This window comes from Bacillus sp. 1A (assembly GCF_052682215.1).
Map to the genome: position 1 here is coordinate 5,475,201 of NZ_JBQYLZ010000001.1, position 22,849 is coordinate 5,498,049.

The 22,849-nt window shown below is 36.1% G+C and carries 20 protein-coding genes and 2 pseudogenes; 5 read left to right on the plus strand and 17 right to left on the minus strand.

Annotated elements, in window-relative coordinates; all coding sequences use genetic code 11:
* Positions 1 to 337: 337 nt before the first annotated feature.
* The 4 genes and pseudogenes from ACUN0F_RS28025 to ACUN0F_RS28040 form a co-directional block, all read right to left on the minus strand.
* Positions 338 to 523 (minus strand): annotated as a pseudogene (locus tag ACUN0F_RS28025) (S-layer homology domain-containing protein); the annotation flags it as partial.
* A 114-nt stretch (positions 524 to 637) separates the two neighbouring features.
* Positions 638 to 889, minus strand: coding sequence for a hypothetical protein (locus ACUN0F_RS28030; protein WP_046956978.1), 252 nt, complete (start codon positions 887 to 889; stop codon positions 638 to 640).
* A 112-nt stretch (positions 890 to 1,001) separates the two neighbouring features.
* On the minus strand, positions 1,002 to 2,534 hold the full coding sequence (locus ACUN0F_RS28035) for a fatty acid--CoA ligase family protein (RefSeq protein WP_445540515.1): 1,533 nt from the start codon (positions 2,532 to 2,534) through the stop codon (positions 1,002 to 1,004).
* Between the two features lie 161 nt (positions 2,535 to 2,695).
* Positions 2,696 to 3,110: pseudogene (locus ACUN0F_RS28040) on the minus strand (hypothetical protein).
* 308 nt (positions 3,111 to 3,418) lie between these two features.
* Here ACUN0F_RS28040 and ACUN0F_RS28045 point away from each other — a divergent pair.
* A protein-coding gene (locus ACUN0F_RS28045; RefSeq protein ID WP_445540516.1) for an IS3 family transposase occupies positions 3,419 to 4,959 on the plus strand; the annotation gives its coding sequence in 2 pieces (ribosomal slippage) (positions 3,419 to 4,061 and positions 4,061 to 4,959; 1,542 coding nt in all).
* Positions 4,960 to 5,026: 67 nt separating this feature from the next.
* On the opposite strand, the gene ACUN0F_RS28050 is transcribed toward ACUN0F_RS28045, so the two are convergent.
* Positions 5,027 to 6,016 (minus strand): lipoate--protein ligase, encoded by a 990-nt coding sequence (locus ACUN0F_RS28050; protein WP_445540517.1) that lies wholly within the window; start codon positions 6,014 to 6,016, stop codon positions 5,027 to 5,029.
* A 9-nt stretch (positions 6,017 to 6,025) separates the two neighbouring features.
* Positions 6,026 to 6,760, minus strand: coding sequence for an MBL fold metallo-hydrolase (locus ACUN0F_RS28055; RefSeq protein WP_000784642.1), 735 nt, complete (start codon positions 6,758 to 6,760; stop codon positions 6,026 to 6,028).
* Between the two features lie 180 nt (positions 6,761 to 6,940).
* Between ACUN0F_RS28055 and yhfH the strand changes: the two genes are divergently transcribed.
* The gene (gene yhfH / locus ACUN0F_RS28060) at positions 6,941 to 7,069 is read left to right on the plus strand and encodes a protein YhfH (protein WP_000567010.1); all 129 of its coding nucleotides are present in this window, start codon (positions 6,941 to 6,943) and stop codon (positions 7,067 to 7,069) included.
* Positions 7,070 to 7,108: 39 nt separating this feature from the next.
* Here yhfH and ACUN0F_RS28065 read toward each other — a convergent pair whose 3' ends face one another.
* Both ACUN0F_RS28065 and ACUN0F_RS28070 read right to left on the minus strand, forming a co-directional pair.
* Positions 7,109 to 8,125: a LacI family DNA-binding transcriptional regulator gene (locus tag ACUN0F_RS28065; RefSeq protein ID WP_088062396.1), complete on the minus strand. Its 1,017-nt coding sequence runs from the start codon at positions 8,123 to 8,125 to the stop codon at positions 7,109 to 7,111.
* A 203-nt stretch (positions 8,126 to 8,328) separates the two neighbouring features.
* Positions 8,329 to 8,838 (minus strand): GNAT family N-acetyltransferase, encoded by a 510-nt coding sequence (locus tag ACUN0F_RS28070; protein ID WP_445540518.1) that lies wholly within the window; start codon positions 8,836 to 8,838, stop codon positions 8,329 to 8,331.
* 133 nt (positions 8,839 to 8,971) lie between these two features.
* Here ACUN0F_RS28070 and ACUN0F_RS28075 point away from each other — a divergent pair, with 133 nt between their 5' ends.
* Positions 8,972 to 9,325, plus strand: coding sequence for a PH domain-containing protein (locus ACUN0F_RS28075; RefSeq protein WP_445540519.1), 354 nt, complete (start codon positions 8,972 to 8,974; stop codon positions 9,323 to 9,325).
* Between the two features lie 26 nt (positions 9,326 to 9,351).
* Here the strand turns inward: ACUN0F_RS28075 and ACUN0F_RS28080 are convergent, their stop codons facing one another.
* The 4 genes from ACUN0F_RS28080 to ACUN0F_RS28095 all read right to left on the minus strand — a co-directional run bounded on the left by ACUN0F_RS28080 (position 9,352) and on the right by ACUN0F_RS28095 (position 13,615).
* Entirely contained in the window at positions 9,352 to 9,657 is a 306-nt protein-coding gene (locus ACUN0F_RS28080; protein WP_172554894.1) for a DUF2087 domain-containing protein, read from the minus strand.
* A 39-nt stretch (positions 9,658 to 9,696) separates the two neighbouring features.
* The gene (locus ACUN0F_RS28085) at positions 9,697 to 9,909 is read right to left on the minus strand and encodes a hypothetical protein (protein ID WP_445540520.1); all 213 of its coding nucleotides are present in this window, start codon (positions 9,907 to 9,909) and stop codon (positions 9,697 to 9,699) included.
* A 144-nt stretch (positions 9,910 to 10,053) separates the two neighbouring features.
* Positions 10,054 to 12,825 carry a YhgE/Pip family protein gene (locus ACUN0F_RS28090; protein WP_445540521.1) on the minus strand — a complete coding sequence of 924 codons (2,772 nt, stop codon included), beginning with the start codon at positions 12,823 to 12,825 and terminating at the stop codon, positions 10,054 to 10,056.
* Between the two features lie 217 nt (positions 12,826 to 13,042).
* Complete coding sequence (locus ACUN0F_RS28095; RefSeq protein WP_000963377.1) at positions 13,043 to 13,615, minus strand: TetR/AcrR family transcriptional regulator; 573 nt, start codon at positions 13,613 to 13,615, stop codon at positions 13,043 to 13,045.
* Positions 13,616 to 13,942: 327 nt separating this feature from the next.
* Between ACUN0F_RS28095 and ACUN0F_RS28100 the strand changes: the two genes are divergently transcribed.
* Positions 13,943 to 14,797 carry a hypothetical protein gene (locus tag ACUN0F_RS28100; RefSeq protein ID WP_000984168.1) on the plus strand — a complete coding sequence of 285 codons (855 nt, stop codon included), beginning with the start codon at positions 13,943 to 13,945 and terminating at the stop codon, positions 14,795 to 14,797.
* Between the two features lie 96 nt (positions 14,798 to 14,893).
* Here the strand turns inward: ACUN0F_RS28100 and ACUN0F_RS28105 are convergent, their stop codons facing one another.
* On the minus strand, positions 14,894 to 15,193 hold the full coding sequence (locus ACUN0F_RS28105) for a hypothetical protein (protein WP_264462548.1): 300 nt from the start codon (positions 15,191 to 15,193) through the stop codon (positions 14,894 to 14,896).
* A 103-nt stretch (positions 15,194 to 15,296) separates the two neighbouring features.
* Entirely contained in the window at positions 15,297 to 17,663 is a 2,367-nt protein-coding gene (locus ACUN0F_RS28110; RefSeq protein ID WP_445540522.1) for a DUF6359 domain-containing protein, read from the minus strand.
* Positions 17,664 to 17,904: 241 nt separating this feature from the next.
* Between ACUN0F_RS28110 and ACUN0F_RS28115 the strand changes: the two genes are divergently transcribed.
* Complete coding sequence (locus tag ACUN0F_RS28115) at positions 17,905 to 19,257, plus strand: DUF4026 domain-containing protein (protein ID WP_445540523.1); 1,353 nt, start codon at positions 17,905 to 17,907, stop codon at positions 19,255 to 19,257.
* Between the two features lie 43 nt (positions 19,258 to 19,300).
* Here ACUN0F_RS28115 and hemY read toward each other — a convergent pair whose 3' ends face one another.
* From hemY to hemE, 3 genes are read right to left on the minus strand one after another with little or no spacing between them, the layout of a single operon-like run.
* Positions 19,301 to 20,722 carry a protoporphyrinogen oxidase gene (gene hemY, locus ACUN0F_RS28120; protein WP_264462551.1) on the minus strand — a complete coding sequence of 474 codons (1,422 nt, stop codon included), beginning with the start codon at positions 20,720 to 20,722 and terminating at the stop codon, positions 19,301 to 19,303.
* Positions 20,723 to 20,741: 19 nt separating this feature from the next.
* On the minus strand, positions 20,742 to 21,677 hold the full coding sequence (gene hemH / locus ACUN0F_RS28125) for a ferrochelatase (RefSeq protein ID WP_445540524.1): 936 nt from the start codon (positions 21,675 to 21,677) through the stop codon (positions 20,742 to 20,744).
* A gap of 14 nt (positions 21,678 to 21,691) precedes the next feature.
* Complete coding sequence (gene hemE / locus ACUN0F_RS28130) at positions 21,692 to 22,738, minus strand: uroporphyrinogen decarboxylase (protein WP_264462552.1); 1,047 nt, start codon at positions 22,736 to 22,738, stop codon at positions 21,692 to 21,694.
* Positions 22,739 to 22,849 lie beyond the last annotated feature (111 nt).

Sequence of the window (22,849 nt, forward strand, 5' to 3'; positions counted from 1 at the left end):
CACCTCGCTGAAATATTTTTAACATATATAATGTTACATATCACAATTTAAACAAACGAAAGAGTAAAGTAAATATAGTTTTAAAGTTTTGAAGATTTCGTGCACAAAATCCGACAATTTAACAACAATTTTATAATTCTTATTCACAGATTATTAACCTTATATTATAATATAATATTTATCATATTTTAGATTGAAATAAAGTTTATCTGGCCCCTTATCCAAAGAGGCAATACTTTATCTACCTCTACTTCATTAATAAATCCCACAATAAAAAAGCACACAATCTATTCACAAAAATGAACGTTGTGCGCCTTCATTTCTCATTTCGTTTCATTTATTTCTTCAACTTATCCGTCTTCGCAATAAATTGTGCTGCTTCCGCACGACTTACTGCTTTATTTGGAGCCCAGCCATTATCTATTCCAATTGAAATCTTTTCTTGGATTAAAATATTGGCATACTTCGCACCCCAATGATTGTTTAAGTCAGCAAATTTTTTTGGTAGTTTCATATTTTCATTTGTTTACTTTTTATAAGTTTTAAAAATAACATATTATGTATCAGCTGCTTTTATATAAATATACGCAACGCAACTACTTAATTAATAACGATTATCAATTAAGCGCAAAAAATATCATCTCCTGCATAAATATGCCTTTCGTTCATTTTTAAATAGTAAATAATGAGCCGTATGAACCTTTCTCTCTAAATAATCAATAGAATACGAGCCTGATGGATCGACTAAATCACCTATCGCACCTGAAAGATGATCAATTACTTGCTGCAGTATTTCTAAGTTTTTCTTCTCACTTTCAGCGTTCATTTCATCCATAATGTCACAAATAAGGTATTGAACTCTCCGTAAACGTAATTCCTTTTGCTCCACGTATATCTCCTCCTTATTAGTCATATTACGGTTTAAATATATGGGGTTATAGCTTAACCAATTCTAAAAAATACAAAGGCAACCATCTTCATAAAGATGGTTGCCCCTATTTTTAAACTTGCATCGCTTTTTCTTTTAACGCTCTTCTTAACAATTTACCCGTCGTATTCTTTGGTAATTCTGTTAAAAATTCGATACTCTTTGGTACTTTATATTTTGCTAAATGTAATGTGCAATAATGCATAAGTTCCTCTTCTGTTACGTTAGCTTGTTTCAAAACGACGTATGCTCGTACTGCTTCTCCTAAGTTTTCATCAGGAACGCCAATTACGACAACTTCTGCTACAGATTCGTGTGTATATAATACTTCCTCTACTTCACGAGGGTATACGTTATAACCGCCAACTAAGACGATATCTTTTTTACGATCAACAATATAGAAGTAACCTTCTTCATCCATTTTCGCTAAGTCACCTGTATATAGCCATCCGTCTTTCAATGTCGCTGCTGTATCTTCTGGAGCGTTATAATATCCTTTCATAACGTTAGGCCCGCGAACAATTAATTCACCGACTGCGCCAACAGGTACTTCTTCCCCAAGTTCGTTCACAATTTTGTTTTCTACATGCCAAATATTTGTACCGATCGACCCAGGTTTACGCGGACGATCTAGCGGGTTAAAACAAGTAACTGGTGATGCTTCTGATAAACCATATCCTTCTGAAACGATTACGTCAAAACGTTTTTCAAAGTTTTGTAGAAGAGCAACTGGCATTGACGCACCACCTGAAATACAAAGACGAAGCGTCTTCACATCTTCTGCGCTTGCTTCTTCAAATAAATATAAATAATTGTACATTGTCGGTACACCAGCAAAAATTGTTGGCTCATACGTACGACAAATACGGAATACTTCTTTCGGACTAAATTTCGGTAACATTAAAATAGTTGCTCCGTTCACAATCGGTGCATTTACCGCCACTGTTAAGCAAAATACATGGAACATCGGCAAAGCCGCAACGACGCGATCATCAGCAGTATATTGTAAATACGACGCTACATCGCTCGCATTACTATATAAGTTTTTATGTGTTAACATCGCACCTTTCGGTTTTCCAGTTGTACCTGAAGTGTATAGAATAACCGCTACATCTTCTTCATCTAATTCTGGGCCTTCAAAAGTTAAATCTCCAGACCCTATCATTCTCGTAAACGTTTTCATTTTTTCGGTTTCTGTATGGTTAAAATCTGATGAGGTTTCGCATATGATGATGTTTTCAAGTGAAGGAAGTCTTGTTGTAAGAGATTGTATAACAGGTAGAAGGACGTCGAGTACAATGATTGTTTTTACATCTCCATTTTGTAAAATATAATGCATTTCGTCTGCTGTATAAATTGGATTAACTGGAATAACAGTTGCTCCAGCTTTCATTGTTCCGTATAAACCGACCAAAAAATGTGGTGAATTTCCAACAACTAATGCGACATTGTCCCCTTTTCCAATGCCCATCGCTGCTAAATTGCTAGAAAACCTTGTGACTATTTTGTTTAATTGGTCATACGAGACCGACTGATTCATAAATATATAAGCCGGTTTATCCCCCTTCTTTTTCGCCGTTTCAGCCAAAGATTGAACGAGATTCACACAAACCCCACCTTTATAAAATTTAGAATATTTAAAAATTCTAAATTAATTATATTAAAAGAAAATTAAAGTAGCAAGTGATATTCCATTAACTGCATATACAACGATCACCTCCTGTTGACTCTCTTTGGAAAGATAAGGGGATTTCATTTATTAGCACACTATGAAACGAGTGCTAAAATCATTTCAGGATAATATGCATTCATTTTTTCTCTCAGCATTGCAAGTTCTTCTTTATTTAAGCTCGTATACTCCCCGTACAAGTTAAGAACGTCCGCTCCATCTTCATGAAAAAACAATGTAACATATAATATCGGTAATCCTTTATTGTCATCTATCGAAAAGACAAGATCTGGCGTTTTATTCACCGTACTAAAAGTTTCATTTCTTATTTTGAAACATAGTTTGTATATCAGCGATCTTTCGTTTGTTATCCGTATGCGTAAAATATATGACATGATCCTTCGCTGGCTTTCCAATAGATAAAAGTGTGCGACTTGAAGATGTTTCATCGTTACAAGCTGTCATTGCGATGACGAAGCTAAGCAATAATACAACGTACATTACCCTTGTCATTTCGATCCGCCTCCTTTTGAATATATATATTCCTTTATAAGAGGCAAATGTCCTGTGATTTTATGGTATATGAAATTATATCGGCGATTTTTCGAATATATCTACCGTAACTCGAAATATATCAACGATTTTCCAAGTATATCTACCGTAACTCAAAATATATCAACGATTTTTAAAATATATCGACTTACCGACAAAACGTGACAATCTACGCAAAAAGAAAGAGGCTGTCCGTTACTGATATGCTCCCCTTAAGGTAGACAGATTAAAAAATAAAAATCTGTTTGATCTTAAGGGGAGTTTTTTTGATGTCCAAAAAACGGTATCTTCCTGAATTTAAGCTAGAGCTATTGCTTGCTTATAGAAAAGGAAATTATACAATTACAGAACTTTGTAAGAAGTATCAAGTTACGCAATATTCATTCAAGGAATGGATGAAGTGTTTTGAACAATATGGGATTGAAGGTCTACAAAAAAGCTCATCATGGAAACGATATTCAAAGGAAGTCAAAGAAACAGCGGTTATGGAGTATTTATCAGGGAAATATTCTCAATATGAAATTATTAGAAGACATGAAATCTCAAGTAGATCCGTTCTCCAGCGATGGGTAAAGCATTATAATAGTCATAGAGAGTTGAAAGATACGTTGAAAGGAAAGATACGATCTATGACGAAAACGAGAATAACCTCTTGGGAGGAACGAATTCAAATTGTCCTATACTGTTTGGAGAACAATAAAAACTTTCAAATGACCGCTGACATGTATGATGTTTCTTACCAACAGGTCTATCAGTGGGTCAAGAAATATAACAATGGTGGAGATGAAGCATTAAAAGATAGACGTGGAAGAAAGAAGGAAGAACAAGAGCTTTCACCAGAAGAAAAAGTGAAATTAGAAATGAAGAAACTTGAAAGAGAAAATGAGCGGTTACGAGCCGAGAATGCATTTTTAAAAAAGTTAGAAGAACTCGAGAGGAGGCGTTAAATCAAGTACGTTTTGAAAATAAATATGTCGCAATTCAAGAACTTCATAAAGAAAAAAATATGCCAATCTTACTACTCTGTAAAATCGCTGGCATTACACGTGCAGCATATTATAAATGGGTAAACCGTACACCTTCAGTTAGAGAAACACAAAATAAAAAAATCATAGAAGAAATACAAATCCTTCACGAGAAATTAAAAGGTATCTATGGCTATCGTCGAATGGTGTTAAATATGAATCGCCTATTCGGTGAAACCTTCAATCACAAACGTATTTATCGTTTGATGAAGATAGCTGGATTACAATCTGTCATTCGTAGAAAAAGAAAGCGTTATAAAAATGTCACACAAAACGTATTAAATCGTGAATTTACAGCAAATAGACCGAATGAAAAATGGGTAACGGACGTGACAGAATTCAAGTATGGCTCATCTAAGAAGGCTTATTTAAGTGCGATTCTTGATTTGTATGACGGTTCCATTGTCAGCTACGTTCTAGGACATTCTAACAATAATCAACTTGTATTTAAAACCTTTGATCAAGCGCCAATTCGTTCATCTAAAGATGAACTTCTTCTACATAGCGATCGTGGTTTTCAATATACTTCCCATGGATTCAAGCGCCGTGTAGATAAAACAGGCATAGTCCATAGTATGTCACGTGTTGGTAGATGCATTGATAATGGGCCAATGGAGTCTTTTTGGGGAACGATTAAGTGCGAGAAATATTACTTACACAAATACGATACGTTTGAGGAACTAAATCAAGCGGTAGACGAGTACATTCAATTTTATAATTATGACCGATTCCAAAAACGACTAAACGGCCTCAGCCCCATGGAATATAGGGCTGAAGCCGCTTAGGGTGTTTTTATTATTTTCACTGTCTACTTGACGGGGGGCTGTTCATACTGAACAGCCTCCCTTATTTTTAGAAGAATAAATGTAAGAAATCTTCTGTTGTAATATTACCGAAGTAGCGTTTAATATCTACGCCTTCCAAAGCTACAGTGACTGCATCTTTATCAAATTGTACGCCTGTTAGACGCTCTTCAATGTCATGGACATCTAGTGAACCGAAGAAGTCACCGTAAATTTTACATTCTGTTACTGTTCCTTTTTTCACTTCAAGACGAACGTCAACTTGTCCAACTGGGAAGCGGTGTGAATGTTGTAAGTTGAACTTCGGAGATTTTCCGTAGTTCCAGTCCCAATTTTGGTAACGTTCTTCAGAAAGTTTATGGATCTCTTTCCAATCATTTTCTGTTAATTCGTACGTCGGAATTTCTGTTTCCCCTTCGAAAATTGTTTCTAGAAGAAGTTGTCTAAACTCTTCTGTCGTCATTTCTTCGTTTAGAAACTCTGTAATGTTCGCAACGCGGCTACGGATTGACTTAATTCCTTTTGATTGGATCTTATCCATTTTTACTTTTAACGCTGATACGACGTGATCGATTTCAGAGTCAAATAGTAACGTACCGTGACTGAACATACGACCTTTCGTTGAGAACTGCGCGTTACCTGAAATTTTTCTACCTTCAGCTAAAATGTCGTTACGACCACTTAGTTCTGCATTTACGCCTAATTTACCAAGCGCTTTCGTTACAGGTTCTGTGAATTTTTTGAAGTTGCTGAAACTGTCTCCATCATCTTTCGTAATAAAGCTGAAGTTTAAGTTTCCTAAATCGTGATATACTGCCCCTCCGCCTGATAGACGACGAACGACATGAATTCCTTGTTCTTTTACGTAATCTGCATTAATTTCTTCTACTGTGTTTTGGTTTTTACCAATGATAATGGAAGGTTCGTTAATGTAGAACAGTAAATATGTTTCGTTAATATCTAAATTCTTCACACAATATTCTTCAATTGCTAAGTTTATTCTAGGATCTGTAATCCCATTATTATCAATAAATAACATCGTATCACCTCATGAGTTCCAAATGTAGCCACTATGCGCTAGCGTAATATGGCCACTGAAAATTTGTTTTGCTTCTGTTACTAAATCAGATGTGTTGCCTGTATGCGGTAAGTGCGTTAATAAAAGTTCTTTTACATTCGCATCTTTCGCAATACTTGCCACTTCTGTACTATTCATATGCCCTGCTTTTGCAGCCTCTTGATGTGCATACATATTACACTCACAAATGAAAAGATCAGCATCTTTTGTGAATGGAATGAATTCAGGAATATAACTTGAATCAGCGCTATATACTACAGCGTCACTACCAGCTGTAATACGCATCGCAAAGCATGTAACAGGATGAACAGTTTTTAAGAATGAAATCGAGAACGGTCCAATTTGAAGTGTTTCTTCTGGATTGTACGCGATTCCTTTCGTATGTGGTTCATGCGTTAAAGAATGGAATCCATTCTCGTCAAACGTATGACCGTATATTGGTAATTCCGGTAGTTGCCCCTTTGTCGCACTTGTAATTAATCTCGCATATTGCAATACCCCAATGTCTGCAACATGATCGTGATGATAGTGTGACAGTACAACTGCATCTATATCAGATGGTGTTATATATTTTTGAATCTGTGCTAGTACACCACTACCACAGTCTACAAGTAAACGAAAACCATCGTGTTCAAACAAATACCCCGACGTTGCTTCTCCCGCTTCTGGAAAGCCGCCCCAAAAGCCGACAACAGTCATTTTCATATGTATCCATCCTTTCTAAAACCGAGTAGGAATGCATGTTTCACTTACATTCTACATTGTTAACTATAATCCATTTCCTAAACTTTTTCATTAATTTTCAATTTTGTTATAAAACAGTTGTTGACTTTTGTTTTTTGTACTAATACAATAATAGTAAGAAATGGAAATGGAGGGATTGACATGATCGATCAACCAATGGAGTTTTTCAGAAATTTACCGACGAAAACTTGTGCACATTGCGGGAAAGAAATTGATGAGCAGCACGAAGCATACCATAACAAATGTGACGATTGCGTTCACGAAGAATAGTAGTTTGTGAACATAAAAAAACCTAGCAGACATAGTCTACTAGGCTAATAACATCGTATCCTTCTTCATCGTCGAACCTTTCACCAAGAGCTCCAGTTCAAACTCATACAATTCTTTTTTTCGATAATTTTTCGTATGGATTTTATCCATCATCAGGTCGACAACTTTTCGGGCCATCTCGTCGATTGGCTGTTCAATTGTCGTAATACCTGGCTCTGTAATCTGTGATAAAATTTGATTATCAAAACCGATAACAGCGAGATCATCTGGAATGCTCCAGTCATGGCGTTTCGCCTCTGAAATAATTCCAGCTGCTACTTCATCGCCTCCTGCCAAAATCGCGGTAGGATTTTTTTTGTCCTTTAATACTTCATGGAATATTCTCTTTCCATCATCCCAAGAGAAAGCGTTTTCAAGAAAATCGATCGCTTCTACTTGGCGGCTCTTCTCAGTTATTGCACGTAAAAAGCCCATTTTTCGCTGCTGGCTAACCACTTTGGTTTCGTTACCACGACAAAAAATAAGATTACGATATCCTTGTTCTAACACATGCTTAGCAGCTATGTATGCTCCTTGCGCATGATCAAACTTCACTGTTGGAACATTTGCTTCCTCAATATATTCATTACATAACACGATTGGACCGTGCTGTAAGTATGGCTCTACATCTTCCCAAGGATTTTCTAGTGAACATAGAATAATCCCATCTACTTGTTTCGTAGATAATAATTGTAAATACTCCATCTCTTTTTCCGGTAAATATCTTGTTTGACAAATAATCAGTTTATATTTATGTTCAGAAGCAGCAATCTCGATTGCTTCAATAAATCTACTGAAGAAAGGATTTGTAATCCTTGGAACTAGCACCGCAATTGTTTCCGTCTTTTGTTTACGAAGCCTTCTCGCCGCAGAATTAGGAACGAAGCCTAAATGCTTCATTGCTAATTGAACCCTTTTTTTCTTCTCATCTGAAACATATGGATGATTATTAATCACCCTAGAAACCGTTGTTCTTGATAACCCCGCTAATTTCGCCACGTCCTCTATAGTCGACACGAAATCCTCCCCCTTTGCATGAAAACGTTTTCTTAAACTGATTATATAGTATATTATTGGAAACTGCAATATGGGTTGATATGATTTTACTATATTAATATTATACATAGGGAAAAGTCTGTTAATGGGAGGAGCAATCATACTGCTTTTAGACTAAAAAAGATGAACATAGCATAACGTATATACATCTTCTTACTAATCCTTTATTCAATATAAAGCCCCATCAATACGTCATCTCCATATGTTCCATCTTCATATTTAATTTGCTTTCCTTGTCTTCCTTCTTCTACAAACCCCATACGTTTATACACCTTAATCGCCCTATCATTAATAGAAACTACACCTAAGCAAATTTTCTCTAAACCTTCCTGTCCTTTAGCCCAACTAATAAGAAATTCAATTAGTTTCGTACCAATTCCTTGATTACAGCACGCCTCTCTAATCCCCATTCCCATTGTACCTGCATGTCGTAGGCGTTCTAGTTCGTAGCGTTTGAAAAGTAAAAAGCCAATCACCTTACTATCTACTTCATAAACTATATAAAGATTCCCTTTTTCATTGCTTTTCCGTATCTTTTCTTTTTCTGCATCAATATCATTTGGTAATTTCTTTGGAGATACTATGAAAAACTTTGTAGTAGTTTCCGATAATATAATTTCTTTTCTAATATTCATTATCGCTTCTGCATCAGTCTCTTTTGCTAATCGTATCATTGAATCGCCTCGTACTTTTTCTTTTAAAAAATAATATTAAAACTATAAAACGCCCAATATGCAATATTACATATTGAGAATCTTTTTACTCTTGATACAATATTCATACATCAAAATAAAAGGAATGTATGCAATGAATCCAACCTTAACAGCTGCAAAACAACTATTACATAAAGAAGAAAAGATTTTATCTACTTTAAAATGTTCACTTACTGGCTATATTATTACGCATAAAGTCCCGCATCCTGGCATGTTACTTGCTACTAATAGAAGACTTCTCTTTTTTAGCCAATATAAAAACACGTTCATTGCCGAATTTGATTATGAAAAAATTCTATCCATAGAAACGAAGAAAAGAATCTTTGACAAAAAAATAATATTTTACTATGAAGATGAATATATAACGCTTGGATACATTACAAGTTCGAATGTTGAAGAGTTCATAGACTTACTTCAAAGAAAATGTAAAACTAGCACAGACTCATAATCAGTGGGGATTCCCCCGCTGATTCATTATTTTAGCTCCTCCCACTTCGTCCAAACTTCTCTTCCGTTTATATGGTACATATTATCCTCTCGATCCATAAACCCATGCACAATAAACTCACGTCTAATCGTACAAAAATCATCGTGATATTGTTTTATAAATGTATTAATTTCTTTTTCCGTATATTGATTTCCAGCGTTTAACTGGCTAATTAAATGCTCTAACAATACTAGTTTTTTCTTCTTTTGACCTGGAATCGATTTTAGGCGGTCCTCTTTATCGAAAAAGTTACGAATGGTTGTATCACGAAATTTCATTTCACTTTCAGTCATTTTGTTGTCCTCCATCGGTTTTTATGCCATGAAACTTTATTATTTGTCCTTACTATTCTTCTTCATTCTTTCACTTACAACATCCATAAGGTAATACCCGCTAATTAGCACATAGTAAACTAAAAGTATTCCTAGTGCATCTTTCATATTTACATATTTTTCTTTATGAAACAAGATAGGTGAAAGGGCGTAAATAAGAAAGATGATTAGCGGATTTAAGATAAAATAATAAGTAAGATTTCCTTTCATCATATCAACTCCTCTATTATAGTTTTTCTCTGTAAATTGTTGTAAATCCTTTTCTCTCGTCTCTATAGCTTTTAAAAAGGTTTATATATAAACTACAGAAAAGATACCCTACATTAAAATAAAAAAGCACCGAAAAGGTGCTTTTTTCTATGCTTCAATCGATTGGTTTTCCGCAATATTTCTAAATTGTCGTTTGTGCATCCAAGTTAAGGATGCGATTGTTCCAAGTGATAATACAACGATGAAAATCATGAGTATTCCTACGTTTTGCCACATGAAGTTAAAGTCTCCACTTGATACGACTGCTTTCAATCCTGATACAGAGTATGTCATCGGTAACCAAGCATTGAATGGTTGTAAAAACTTCGGAATCAATTCTAGTGGGAATGTCCCAGCACTTGTTGTAAGCTGAATGATTAATGTGATGATGGCGATGAAACGCCCTGCATCACCGAATGCTGTTACTAAACATTGAATTAATGCGATAAATGCTAAACTTGTAACGATGCTAAAGAGTATGAAATACGGAATACTTTGTACTTCTACACCTAATCCGAATAGTAATATAATATCTGCTACAATCGCTTGGATAATACCAACTGATAGTAGTACACCGAACTTACTAATAAACCAACTAAATCCAGATTTCGGAACGCCCACTGTATCACGTAATGGATATACGATAGATAATAGTAGTGCCCCAACAAATAAACCGAGTGATAAGAAATACGGTGTAAATCCAGTTCCGTAGTTAGGAACTTCCACCATTTTCTCCGTCTTCACTTTTACAGGACTTGCAAACATATCATACGTTTTATCGGTTCCTTTTACTTCACCAGTTTTCTCTGCCCCTTCGCCAAGTTTCTCAGCAAGTTCACCGGAACCATCATTTACTTTTACGAGGCCATCCGTTACTTTTCCTGATCCGTCTGCTAGTTTATTTACGCCGTCGATTAGTTGGGTTGAGCCGGTTGATAATGTACTTAATCCTGTTGTTACTTGGCCGGAGCCACTAGCTAATTGATTTACTCCACCTGCCATTTGATTTGCTCCTACAGATAATGTACCTAAACCGCCTGTTACTTGGCTTGAACCATCTGCTAGTTTATTTACTCCGCCTGCCATTTGGTTTGCTCCTGTAGATAATGCACCTAAACCGCCTGTTACTTGACTTGAGCCATCTGCTAATTGATTTACTCCACCTGCCATTTGATTTGCTCCCGCAGATAAAGTTCCTAAACCGCCTGTTACTTGACCTGAGCCATCTGCTAATTGATTTATCGCATCAATTAATTGACCGGATTCATTTTTAAATTTATTTGCGCCTTCTTTTGCTGCATTTAATTTCTTACCAAACTCTTGGGAACTTTCAACAAAACCTTTTTGCGCACCGACTAATTTCTCAATACTACCTGTTAAAGAGGCCATTTTTTCTGTGCTCGGTAGCTTGTCTTGTGAATCACTTGTTTTTTGATTTATTTCGCCTTTTAATTGTTTTACTTCTTCATTTAATTTATTTGTTCCCCCTGCTACTCCGGCAGCTTTTTGCTGAACTGTCGCTGTACTTTTTACAGCACTTGTTATGAATGGTTGTAACTGCTCTTGATATTCTTTTGGTAAACTTTCAATTTGCTTTTGTAAATTCGCTACCTCTTGCGCTGCATTTTTTGCATCTTCTGCTGTTGATTGCGTAAGCTCATTTAACTGATTTACATTTGCCCCAGCTTCATCTATTTTCTCATTTACTGTATTCAATATAGAAGGGCCTTTCGACTGCATTTCCTTTGAATCTGCAGCAGAATTTTTTACTGTACGATTTAAATCTTCCAAACCCTTTTCAATTTTTTGAGAAGCTCCCTCTAATTTGCTTTGCCCCCCAACCAGTTGTTCCATACCATTTGATAGATCCGTTGTCCCTGTTTTTAATTCACCGGATTTACTTACTAATGTATTTAAACCTGCTGTTACCTTCTCGGACCCGTCTTGTAACTTCCCTATACCTGTCTGCATCTCACCTGTTTTACCATTTAAAGTATTTAAACCTGCTGTTACTTTCTGAGACCCATCCTGTAATTTTCCTATACCTGTCTGCATCTCACTTGTTTTACTATTTAATGTATTTAAACCGTTCGTTACTTTTCCGGAACCATCTACTAATTTTCCGATCCCTATTTGCATCTCACCTGTTTTGCTATTTAACGTATTTAAACCATTCGTTACTTTCCCAGATCCATCAAATAGTTTTCCTACTCCATCCTTCATCTCCCCAGACTTCCCTTGAAGTGTATGAAGGCCATCCGTCACTTTACTTGAACCATCATGTAGTTCACTTGATCCGTCATGTAGTTTATTTGCTCCTTCCGCCCCATCTGCTAATCCTTTTGAGACGTCTTGAATAGAATCAAACATTTTCTCTGCATATGTTTTCGTTAACGTACTTGATACTTCACCTTTAATTTTTTCAATGGCTGTTCCGCCAATTTGTGAAGATAAGAAGTTTAAGCTTTCGTTTGGAATGTATTCTAAGTTTAATGGTTTCGGATCATCTTTTAATAACGTTGTAGCGTTACTTGAGAAGTCATTTGGAATGCGTACTAACATGTAATACTTTCTACCTTCCATTCCTTTTTTCGCTTCTTTTTCACTTACAAATTCCCATTTGAAACTTGTATTATCTTTTAAGTTATCAACGAGCCCTTTTCCGACCTCAATTGGTTTCCCATCAAATACTGCACCTTTATCTAAATTGACTACCGCAACTGGTAAATCATCTAACTGTTTATACGGATCCCAAAAGGCCCATAAAAACATACCTGCATATAAAATTGGCACGAATAAAACCGCGATAATTGGAATTAATATTTTTTTACTTTTTATAATTTCAGTAAACTCTTTACGAAGCAACTGATTCCATTTCATCATTTCTCCCCCCTTCATTAAAATGACCAAAATGTTCATTTGGTCATTTTTACCCAAACAAAAAGGCTATACCTATTCATACATATGCCTTATCCCCGAATTTATACTATGCAACTGTTCCTTACTATGAAGTGAATATTTCTATTATCCCTCCTAAAATTAATATATGACCGTTTTGTTCAATCAGTCACTTTTTTATAATAATAAAAGGATTATCTTAGTTTGACAATCCTTTTAATAAATAAAGTTCAAATAATTCTGCGATTTTTTCTTTTTCTAACGGTTTATGATTTTTTTCCCAATCAAAAATAAGCGATACGTATAAGCGAAGCATAATAAATGCTGTAATTTCTGGATCACATTTGCTAATTTCACCTTTATCAATCGCAATCTTTAAATACGATTGAATAACAGAAACGATTTCCACATCTACTTGTTGCATCACTTCTTGTACTTCTTTCGTTCCCATATCGCGCTCTTCTTGAATTAATTTAATCATGAGCTGATGTTCTTTTCTGAATTCTAATATGCTATATAATGCTCTATGTACATTTTCAAAAAATGAAACATCTGAACGAATTGCATTTTCTGCAACTTGCTTCATTTCTGTAATTAAATTAGAAATAATTTCACCAAATAGCTCTTCTTTATTTTTGAAAAAAGTATAAATCGTTCCTTTTCCTACATTCGCTAACTTCGCTACTTGATCCATCGTTGTTGCTTTATAACCGAACGCTGAAAAAGACTTTGTTGCAGCTTCAATAATAGAACGTTTTCGATCTATCGCCACATCGTCACCTCCAAAAATGACCAATTGGATAATATAGTCAATCAGTACATCTTTGATATTACCACACGCTTACATTCTAGACAAGTTCTCTTTTTTATTATTTCCAGTATAAAAAAATTCCAGTCAGTGTATATCATACTGTCCATAGTTTATCAGAAGAAAAGAGAAAAGGAAAAGGTGTTCTTAAGATATACAATTAAACCTTACTTAACAACAACAAATTTCCCTTTTTTCAAATAATCAAATAAAAAAACAAGAAAATCTTTACATTTAATAGTAATATAGAAAATAGACAAGTTTATCAAAATAGTGGAGGCTTTTTCAGTCATGATGCGTGCGCTTCGTTTAAATATAAAGCAAGCTTTTTGTAGTCGTATTTCTTTAATTATTATGTTTAGTGGATTCGTTCTTATTTGTATTTATCACTATTACTATGTCATTCGTTATTTAGGAGACGCAGCGAGTGGACCTATTTCAACAGATATAAAATGGATCGGATTTCGCGACAATGAAATGGATGTTTATTTATTATTAATGCCAGTTATTGCGAGTTTCCCCTTTAGTACAAGTTACAATTCGGATAAGTCAGATGGTTTTAAACCGTTTGTGAGTAAGGGGATTTCTTTATTTCCTTATTCAGTAATGAAATATATCGTTACGTTTTTTTGCGGAGGATTTCTTTATACATTTCCATTCATCTTATCGTTATTATTTTGCAAATTAACCATTCCAGACGGAACACCTACGATTGGTTCAGGCATCATAAATGCTGATGGAATGTTCGCAAACCTATATTTCGATGCGCCTCTCACTTACATTACTGTATATATCGGAATTAATTTTTTATTTGCAGGTTTAATGGCCCTTTTAGGACTTGCTGCATCTGTATGGTCACAAAAGGACTATATGGCAATTCTCTTTCCATTTGCAGTTGCCTCCATTCCTTACGTCCTGCTAAATACAATATTTCCTTCAATAGGCGGAGCACCTATTCATTTATACGATCCGAAACAACCATTGCAAGGCATGTCACCGTATATTTTAACGATGCAATGTGCTTTCTTCCTTCTCGTTAGCTTATTTATGTATATACAAGGAGTAAAGCGGGATAGAAAAAAATATAGAAGAAGACTGCAAAAAAGAGATCGGTGTAGAAAAGCGCTTCAAGCAATTTCAGACTAAGTGATTGTACGAATAAGAGCGTAATTCCCTAAGTTAGCTTAGAGAATTACGCTCTTATTCTCATTTACATTTATCAATCGTATAATCATCTCCCCTTTACGGCGTACCTGCCAATCCCCATAAAATAACGACCGCCGCAAAATAAATCGCTTTAATACCTACAACTAAACATAATAAAATAATTGCATATGTACTTAATTCTCTTCTTGCGCCTATTAGAGTAAAAATGACTGCGAAACTAAATGTTACATAGGACAATGCTGTATGTATTAAGTTATACGTAATATCCAAATTTTGAGTAAGTCCTGTTACCTCCGCTACAAATTGGAGCATGACGATTGTACAAAACAAAATTGCAAGCTGATTCATTAATTTTCCATTTAACCACGCTTGCATCTTTAACCTCCTCATTATAAAAATCTGAATTTTTAATTAATTTCAACGTGATTTTACAGAAAAAGAACGCTCAGTATATCTCTAAGCGTTCTTTCATGACTATTTAAGAAGCTTTCTTCAAATCAATTTGAGCAAGTACTGGGTCGTGGTCACTTACACGTCCATGCTCTTTCATAATGTTTGAGTTTAAGTGTACTGGATCTACAATTGTGTGTGGTGCGATGTTGTTTGTTACTAAAATATGATCTAACACTTGTGCATTTCCTTCATGAATGTACGTGTAGCGGTTCTCTTTCGGCACTGTGTTTAACATATTCTTTAAGTTTGTTCCTTCTAGTGCTTTTAGTGGTTTAGCGAACTCAAAATCGTTCATATCTCCTAACACAACAACTGGTGCATTCGTGTTCTTTTTCTGAATTCCTTGTATGAATTGATTTACTTCTTGCGCTAACTGAATTCGTTTTTCTTCACTCTTTAATACGAGCGGCTGCACTTTTCCAAATGGCGTTGCATCTCCTATTTTTGAGTTTAAGTGATTTGCAACGACAACAACGTTTTGTCCTTGGAACGTAAATTCTGCTGCAAGCGGTTTACGTGTACTTTCAAATAATGAACTTTCATCTCCAATGCGAACAACGTTTTTATCAAGTAACTTCGGTACTGCTGCTAATTTCACGCGTGATGGGTTGTAGAAGAAACCGACGCGAATATTCGCTCCTGGTGCTCCTCCGTCTAGATTATTGTTCGGAGCAATTTCTACATACTCATACTTCGGTCCACGAATTTCTAGCACTGCATCAATGATACGTTTTGCGCTTAACGAAGCATCTGTTGTACCGTCATTAAGCGTTCCGTTATTATCTTGCATTTCCTCTACACCGATAATATCTGGCATTTTTAAATTGTATTTAATAGAATAAGCTAACGCTTTTACTTTTTCATCTGTTGTTTCTTTTTTATTCGCCGAGAAGTTTTCAATGTTATATGTAGCAACTGTTAACTTATCAAGACGCGGCTGAATATTCGCACCTACTTGCTTAAATCCACCGTCTACTATAGATGGTAATTCTGTCACTGGTGAAATACGGAATGAACCGTAATCATATCCGACTACCCCTGTTATATCTCCAGCGAAAGCATCTCCTACTTTCGCTACATAATCACGAGGTACTTTTACAGAAAGACGCTCAGGATTTAATTGATTTTCATCTAAAAGAGGTGTACCATATTTCGTTACGACTTTATCTCCACCATTTTTTACTGTTACATATAAATTCCCGTTTTTCTGAGGAGCAATAATTTTTGGCGTTGGCATCGTAACGCGCATACCTTCTATACTTTCATAAAAGTCGATTGCATCTTCATTTGGATCAAATAAACCGAATGCATCATTATCGATAATTTGATCAGGAATTTTCACACCGTTTTCTCCAAGTACAATCGGCGCTGGTAAAGCTTGATCTTTTGCAATGACAGCAACGCGGCTCGCTTTAATTTCCGTCGTCGTTAAGTCTGTTTCAAATCGCTCTGCATATCCAGGCCCAACATATTCTTCTACTACTCCATCAACTTGAATAAGATCTCCTACTGCTACATTCGCATCTTTTTTGTATACATACATACCTTCTGAAGTAGCTGGATCATTATCTGGCTGATTGTCTTCTATATAAAAACCACTTTTATCAAGCGCTGTTACAACGCCTTCCACATTGTATACTTTCTTCCCGTTGTAAGGGGAAATATGTGATTTTCCTTGAATATCATGAATACGAACCTGTTCATTATTTACGATAATAAATGAAAATGTTGAAATGGATGAAGAAGTAAGCCCTTCTTTCTCTGCAATTGCTTTAATCACACTATTTTCATTCACTACAATTCGTCCGTTATAACGAACACTCTTGTTTGTAGGGTTAGAGCCATCTAACGTATAGTAGATTGTTGCTCCTTCTGTATTCGTTGTTAATGTTACCGCTGTTCCCTTCGCAACTTCTCCGCTACTAGGCGAAGCTACTACATCGCTAACACGGTTTTGTCCTTCCCCTTGAAACTTATGAGCTGTTACCGATTTTAAACCTGGGCTACTAAAATATAATTCAAGCGTCCCTGTTAAACTAACTTTCTTCCCGATATTTTCAGGATGATCTTTCACGTTTACTGCCGCTCTCACATCACCCTTTGGCAACTGAACAGGCATGATTTTGTCTGGATTCGTTTCAGTTGGCGAATCCGCAATTGCTACGTTTGTATCATCAAACTTAGCAGGATCTTTCGTGTATTTAGAAGGACTTTGCGTATATCCAACGATGTATCCTTCCACTGTCCCCTTCGTTTTCCCTTGCTGCTTAAATACTTGAATTGCTTTTTCTACTGACATAGAAGTATTTTCTTCTGCCTGCGCTAAAGTTCCAGTAAATGAAAGCAATAGCATCAATGATAAAAAGACACTTAACAATTTCTTCACAGCCATTTCCCTCTCCCTATTTCATATTTTCTCAGCATTTCTATCATAACAAATGATTCGTTATATAGAATGCTATTTCGACAAGTTTTACAAAAAATTTATTTAATTTACAAGCTTTCAAACTATAATACAAAATAATAATTTTACACCTTCTACGAATGCGACCTATAATAGTAGAGAGAGAAAACAGAAAATATCGAAATTTCATTGGCATGTAAAATGGATTCATTTGAATAGGAGTGATTGGATGGAAGTGCAAACAGAAACATACCGCGCAGCTATGAATGGAACATTAGAACGTCATTTTTCAGATATGATTGCCGTTATACCAACTAGAATTACAATTGAACAGTTAAAACAGCGGCTAGAGACTATCTCTACTAAAGTGGATGAATTAAAAATTGTTTACAGTGATGAGACAAGCCTTATTGTTGAGTTACATATGAATGAAACAATCATACCGTATGAACTGCATATTGATGAAACGAGCGATCCAGAAGAATATAAAATGTACAATAGACAAGATTCTACAATCGTAGATCGTAATTTTGAAGATGCTGCTTATGGCACTGAAATTTTCACTCGTACGCTATTTGTAGGCGATGTGCTAGACTGCTTTTTCCAGCAGTTACAGTTTTTATGGAACCTCGCTCCAGACTTGTTATTTGTAATCGATTCAAGTGCAGCAATGAAAGTAATATCTAGAAGCTATATTGAATATCACGTTGAAAATGAATTATTACCTGACATTCCTGACTTGTATGTTATTCATTCTGTTTATGAAGACGATAAAGAAGGTGAGCCTACGCAATATTGGTTTCATACACATGGCCTTTTAAGAGCAGGCGTAACGGAAATAGAATTAATTATTCCAAATCGCATTTCTTCCTACTACGGCATTGGCGACCTTTTTCAAACATTTGCTAATAACGCCGTTGAGAATGGACAAGTCCCTATGAATGAGCCTATCGTTATCGCGCATAGTCAGCAAGGTTCTATACATACAGTAGCTGTTCCATGGGAAAAGGGATTATCTTATATTGGGCATAAAACGAGGATGGATCAATTATCTTCAATCGAGGATGAAGAATTGAAACTACAACCAATAGATGCGCAAAAAACATTCTTAGGCGGGATGGATGACCGAGATGAATACCATCAATCTCCGTCCGTTCTCTTATTCAAATTTAATACTTCAGAAGAATATATTGAAAGTTTTTTCAAAGAACACGAGGAAGCTACTGGGCTCATGTTCTATAAAACAAATAGTGAAACGGATCGTATGGCTTACAATGCGAAGAATACTTTTGGGTATTTCAGCAACATTTTTCACATTGAACAATCAAATGAAGATTTTCGTTTCCTCGCTAAGTTTGGTGTCTCCTACGAAGAAGGAAAAAGTGAACATATGTGGTTTGAAATGCAAGAAATCACGGAAGATTTCATTCAAGGAATACTCATTAATGAACCATATTTTATAGAAGATATGAGTGAGGGAAATAGTTATCAGTTAGATTTTGATAACCTAACAGAGTGGGTTATTTATGCGGGAGATGCTGTTATAAAGCCAAATAACTTATATATGTTTATTGGTGAATAAGTAACAAAACGCCTTCAATGTGATTGAAGGCGTTTCTTATATTTTATTGTGCGAGTAATTCCGTCTCCATTACTTTCTCCAAATGAGATAGTACACGCTTTGCGGCTTTCTCACCTTGATCAATACAGTCCGGAAGACCAGAACCAGCGTAAGAACTACCTGCCAAGTATATACCTGGCAACTCTTTTTCCATAAATGTTGTGAGTTTCTTCATTCGCTCGTTATGGCCTACTGTATATTGGGGCATCGCTTCTTTCCAGCGACTTACGACTGTAAACTCAGGATCCTCTGTAATATCCATCGTCTTTCGTAAGTCTTCTAGTACGAGCTGAACGAGTTCCTCTTCTGTTTGTTCTACAACTGCTTCATCACCAGCACGACCAACGTAACAACGAAGAAGCGTTTTTCCTTCTGGCGTTGTATGTGGCCATTTTTTATGTGTCCACGTACATGCTGTAATTGTGTAGTCGCTATTTCGAGATACGACAAACCCTGTGCCGTCAATATCGCGCTGAATGGCTGATTGCGGGAAAGCCATTGCCACATTTGCAACTGATGTAGACGGAATGTTGCGGAAGAAACGAAACTGCTTGTACTGTGCAAACATAGATGGCAATACTTTATGTGAGCTTGCCACTACGACCGCGGACGCTTCTATTTCTTTTCCGTTACTAAGAGTAATCGTGTAAGCATCACCAAGTTTTGCAACTTTTTCAATGCGAGTTCCCTTTATTATCGTACCTTCATGTATCTTTGCTTCGAGAGATTCTACTATAGATTCTAAACCTGTTTTCACTGTTTGGAAGATTCCCTTTTTCGGTTCAGATTTCTCTTTTTTCGGAGCAAGCGTACGCATACCGAGTGAAATACTGCGATGTTTCTGCTCAATTTGATACATTTGCGGGAATGTTGACATTAAGCTCATTTCATCAATATCCCCTGCATAAATACCCGATAGTAATGGTTCAATTAAATTTTCAACCACTTCGTTGCCGAGGCGATGTCTGAAAAAATGCCCGAGTGATTGGTCAGATACTGGCTTTGATCTCGGCATTAACAGATCAAAACCAGCTCTTAGTTTACCAATTGGGGAGAACAGCCTGGAAAATAGAAACGGCGTAATTTGCGTTGGAATTCCCATCATCGATCCGCTCGGCATTTTATGTAACCGATTGTTTACGAGGATAAATGATTGACCGGCCTTATTATTTACAATTTCATCGCCAAGACCTAATTCTCGCGCTAATCTAGCTGCACTTTCCTTTCGTGCTAAGAAAGAATCCGGCCCGCGTTCAATTGTAAATCCATCTTTTCGAACGGTTTGAATTTTCCCGCCAAGTTTACCCGATGCTTCTATCAGTAATGTATCGATCGGCAAGTTGTTGTCATGAATATCTTTTTGTAAGTTATACATTGTTGTTAATCCTGTGATGCCACCGCCGATGATTACAACTTTTTTCCTCAAGCATGCTCCCCCTTTCTTTTTACAATACAGATTCTTTTTTTTTTAATACAACATCTGTTAAGCACTCAATAAATGCGTCCGATGCATTTGGCATTTCTGGACGATAATATTTTGCACCAATTTCATCTGTTACAACTTTACACTCAAAGTCATTGTCATATAAAACTTCTAAATGTTCCGCAACAAATCCAACTGGTGCATATACGAATGAACTGTATCCATACTTTTCGTTTAGTTCTCTCGTTAAATCTTGTACATCTGGACCAATCCAAGGATCTGGCGTGTTTCCTGCACTTTGCCAACCTACTGCATAGTTTGCTACTTCAGCACCTCTTGCAATATAGTCAGCTGTTTCATTTAATTGATCTGGATATGGATCGCCAAGTGCGATAATTTTTTCTGGTAAGCTATGTGCAGATACGATTAATACCGCTTTTTCACGCTCTGCTTCTGACATACCGTTATATATACCTTTCACTGCATCAACCCAGTACTGGATAAATTTCGGTTCTTTATACCAGCTATTAATGCCGTGAATTGTTAAGTTTCCAAGTTTCTCAGCTTCTTCTTGTGCTCGTCCTACATACGATTTCACGCTAAATGTAGAATAGTGTGGCGCAAGAACAAGTGCGATTGCATCTTGTATACCGTCGTTATGCATATCTTTCACTGCATCTTCAATGAACGGTTCGATATGTTTTAAGCCAAGATACATATGGTACTCTACTTCATCTTGTACTTCATTTAAACGCTGTTCTAACTTTTTAGCTTGCTCTAATGTAATAGTAGCTAAAGGAGAAATACCACCAATTGCACGGTAACGCTCTGTTAAATCTTCTAGCATTTCAGGACTTGGTTTTCTTCCTCTACGAATATGTGTATAGTAACGTTCAATATCTTCTTCTTTATATGGCGTTCCGTATGCCATTACAAGCAAACCAATTTTCTTTTTCATACAGCAATGCTCCTTTACTTCGCTAACTGCCCTTTAGAGTATTCATGAATAAATGTAGTTAAACGTTTTAATGTATCTGGATTTACTTCTGGGAATACACCGTGTCCTAAGTTAAAGATATAACCAGGCTGTTTCATCCCTTGATCTAAAATACCTTTTACATGTTCTTCAATAACAGACCATGGCGCAAGTAAGAATGACGGGTCCATATTACCTTGTACCGCCTTATGAACGCCGCGTGCGCGCGCCTCTTCGATCGGTAAGCGCCAATCTAAACCTACTACATCAAGCGGTAAGTCGTGCCATTCATTTACTAAGTGTGCAGCTCCTACGCCGTGCATAATCATTGGAACACCCATCTTACGAACTTCTGCAAAAATACGCTCCATTGCTGGTTTAATAAATATGCAGTAATCTGCTACATTTACTGTTCCAACCCAAGAATCGAAAATTTGAACCGCTTTTGCTCCTGCGTTAATTTGCGCTTTTAAATATGTAATAACCATATCTGCTAGCTTATCCATTAAAGCGAACCAAGCTTTCGGCTCTGCATACATGAACGCTTTCGTATTATGATAATTACGAGATGGACCGCCTTCAATCATATAGCTCGCTAATGTAAATGGAGCCCCTGAAAAACCGATTAACGGTACGTCTAACATTTCTGTCGTTAATAAACGAATCGTATCTAATATGTACGGCACGTCATCTTCTGGATTGATTTCCCCTAGCTTTTCTACGTCTTGTAAAGAACGGATTGGATTATCAATAACTGGGCCAATACCTGATTTAATTTCTACATCCACACCAATTGCAGGTAGTGGTGACATAATATCTTTATACAGAATTGCTGCGTCTACGTTATATTGATCAACTGGTAACTTTGTAACGTAAGCACATAACTCTGGATTGTGTGTAATTTCAAATAAAGAATACTTTTCTTTTATCTTTCTATATTCCGGCTGCGAACGACCTGCTTGACGCATATACCATGCTGGTACATAATCAGTACGTTCCCCCCTACATGCTTTTAAAAATGTCTCATTTATAGTTCTTACCAAGACCCTTGCTCCCTTCCTTGCCAATGCTTTTGCTCTAAATACGTTCTATTCCGATATTTATCTTTTTTTACTATACAGCTTGTAAAAACAAAATGCATAACATTATGTACG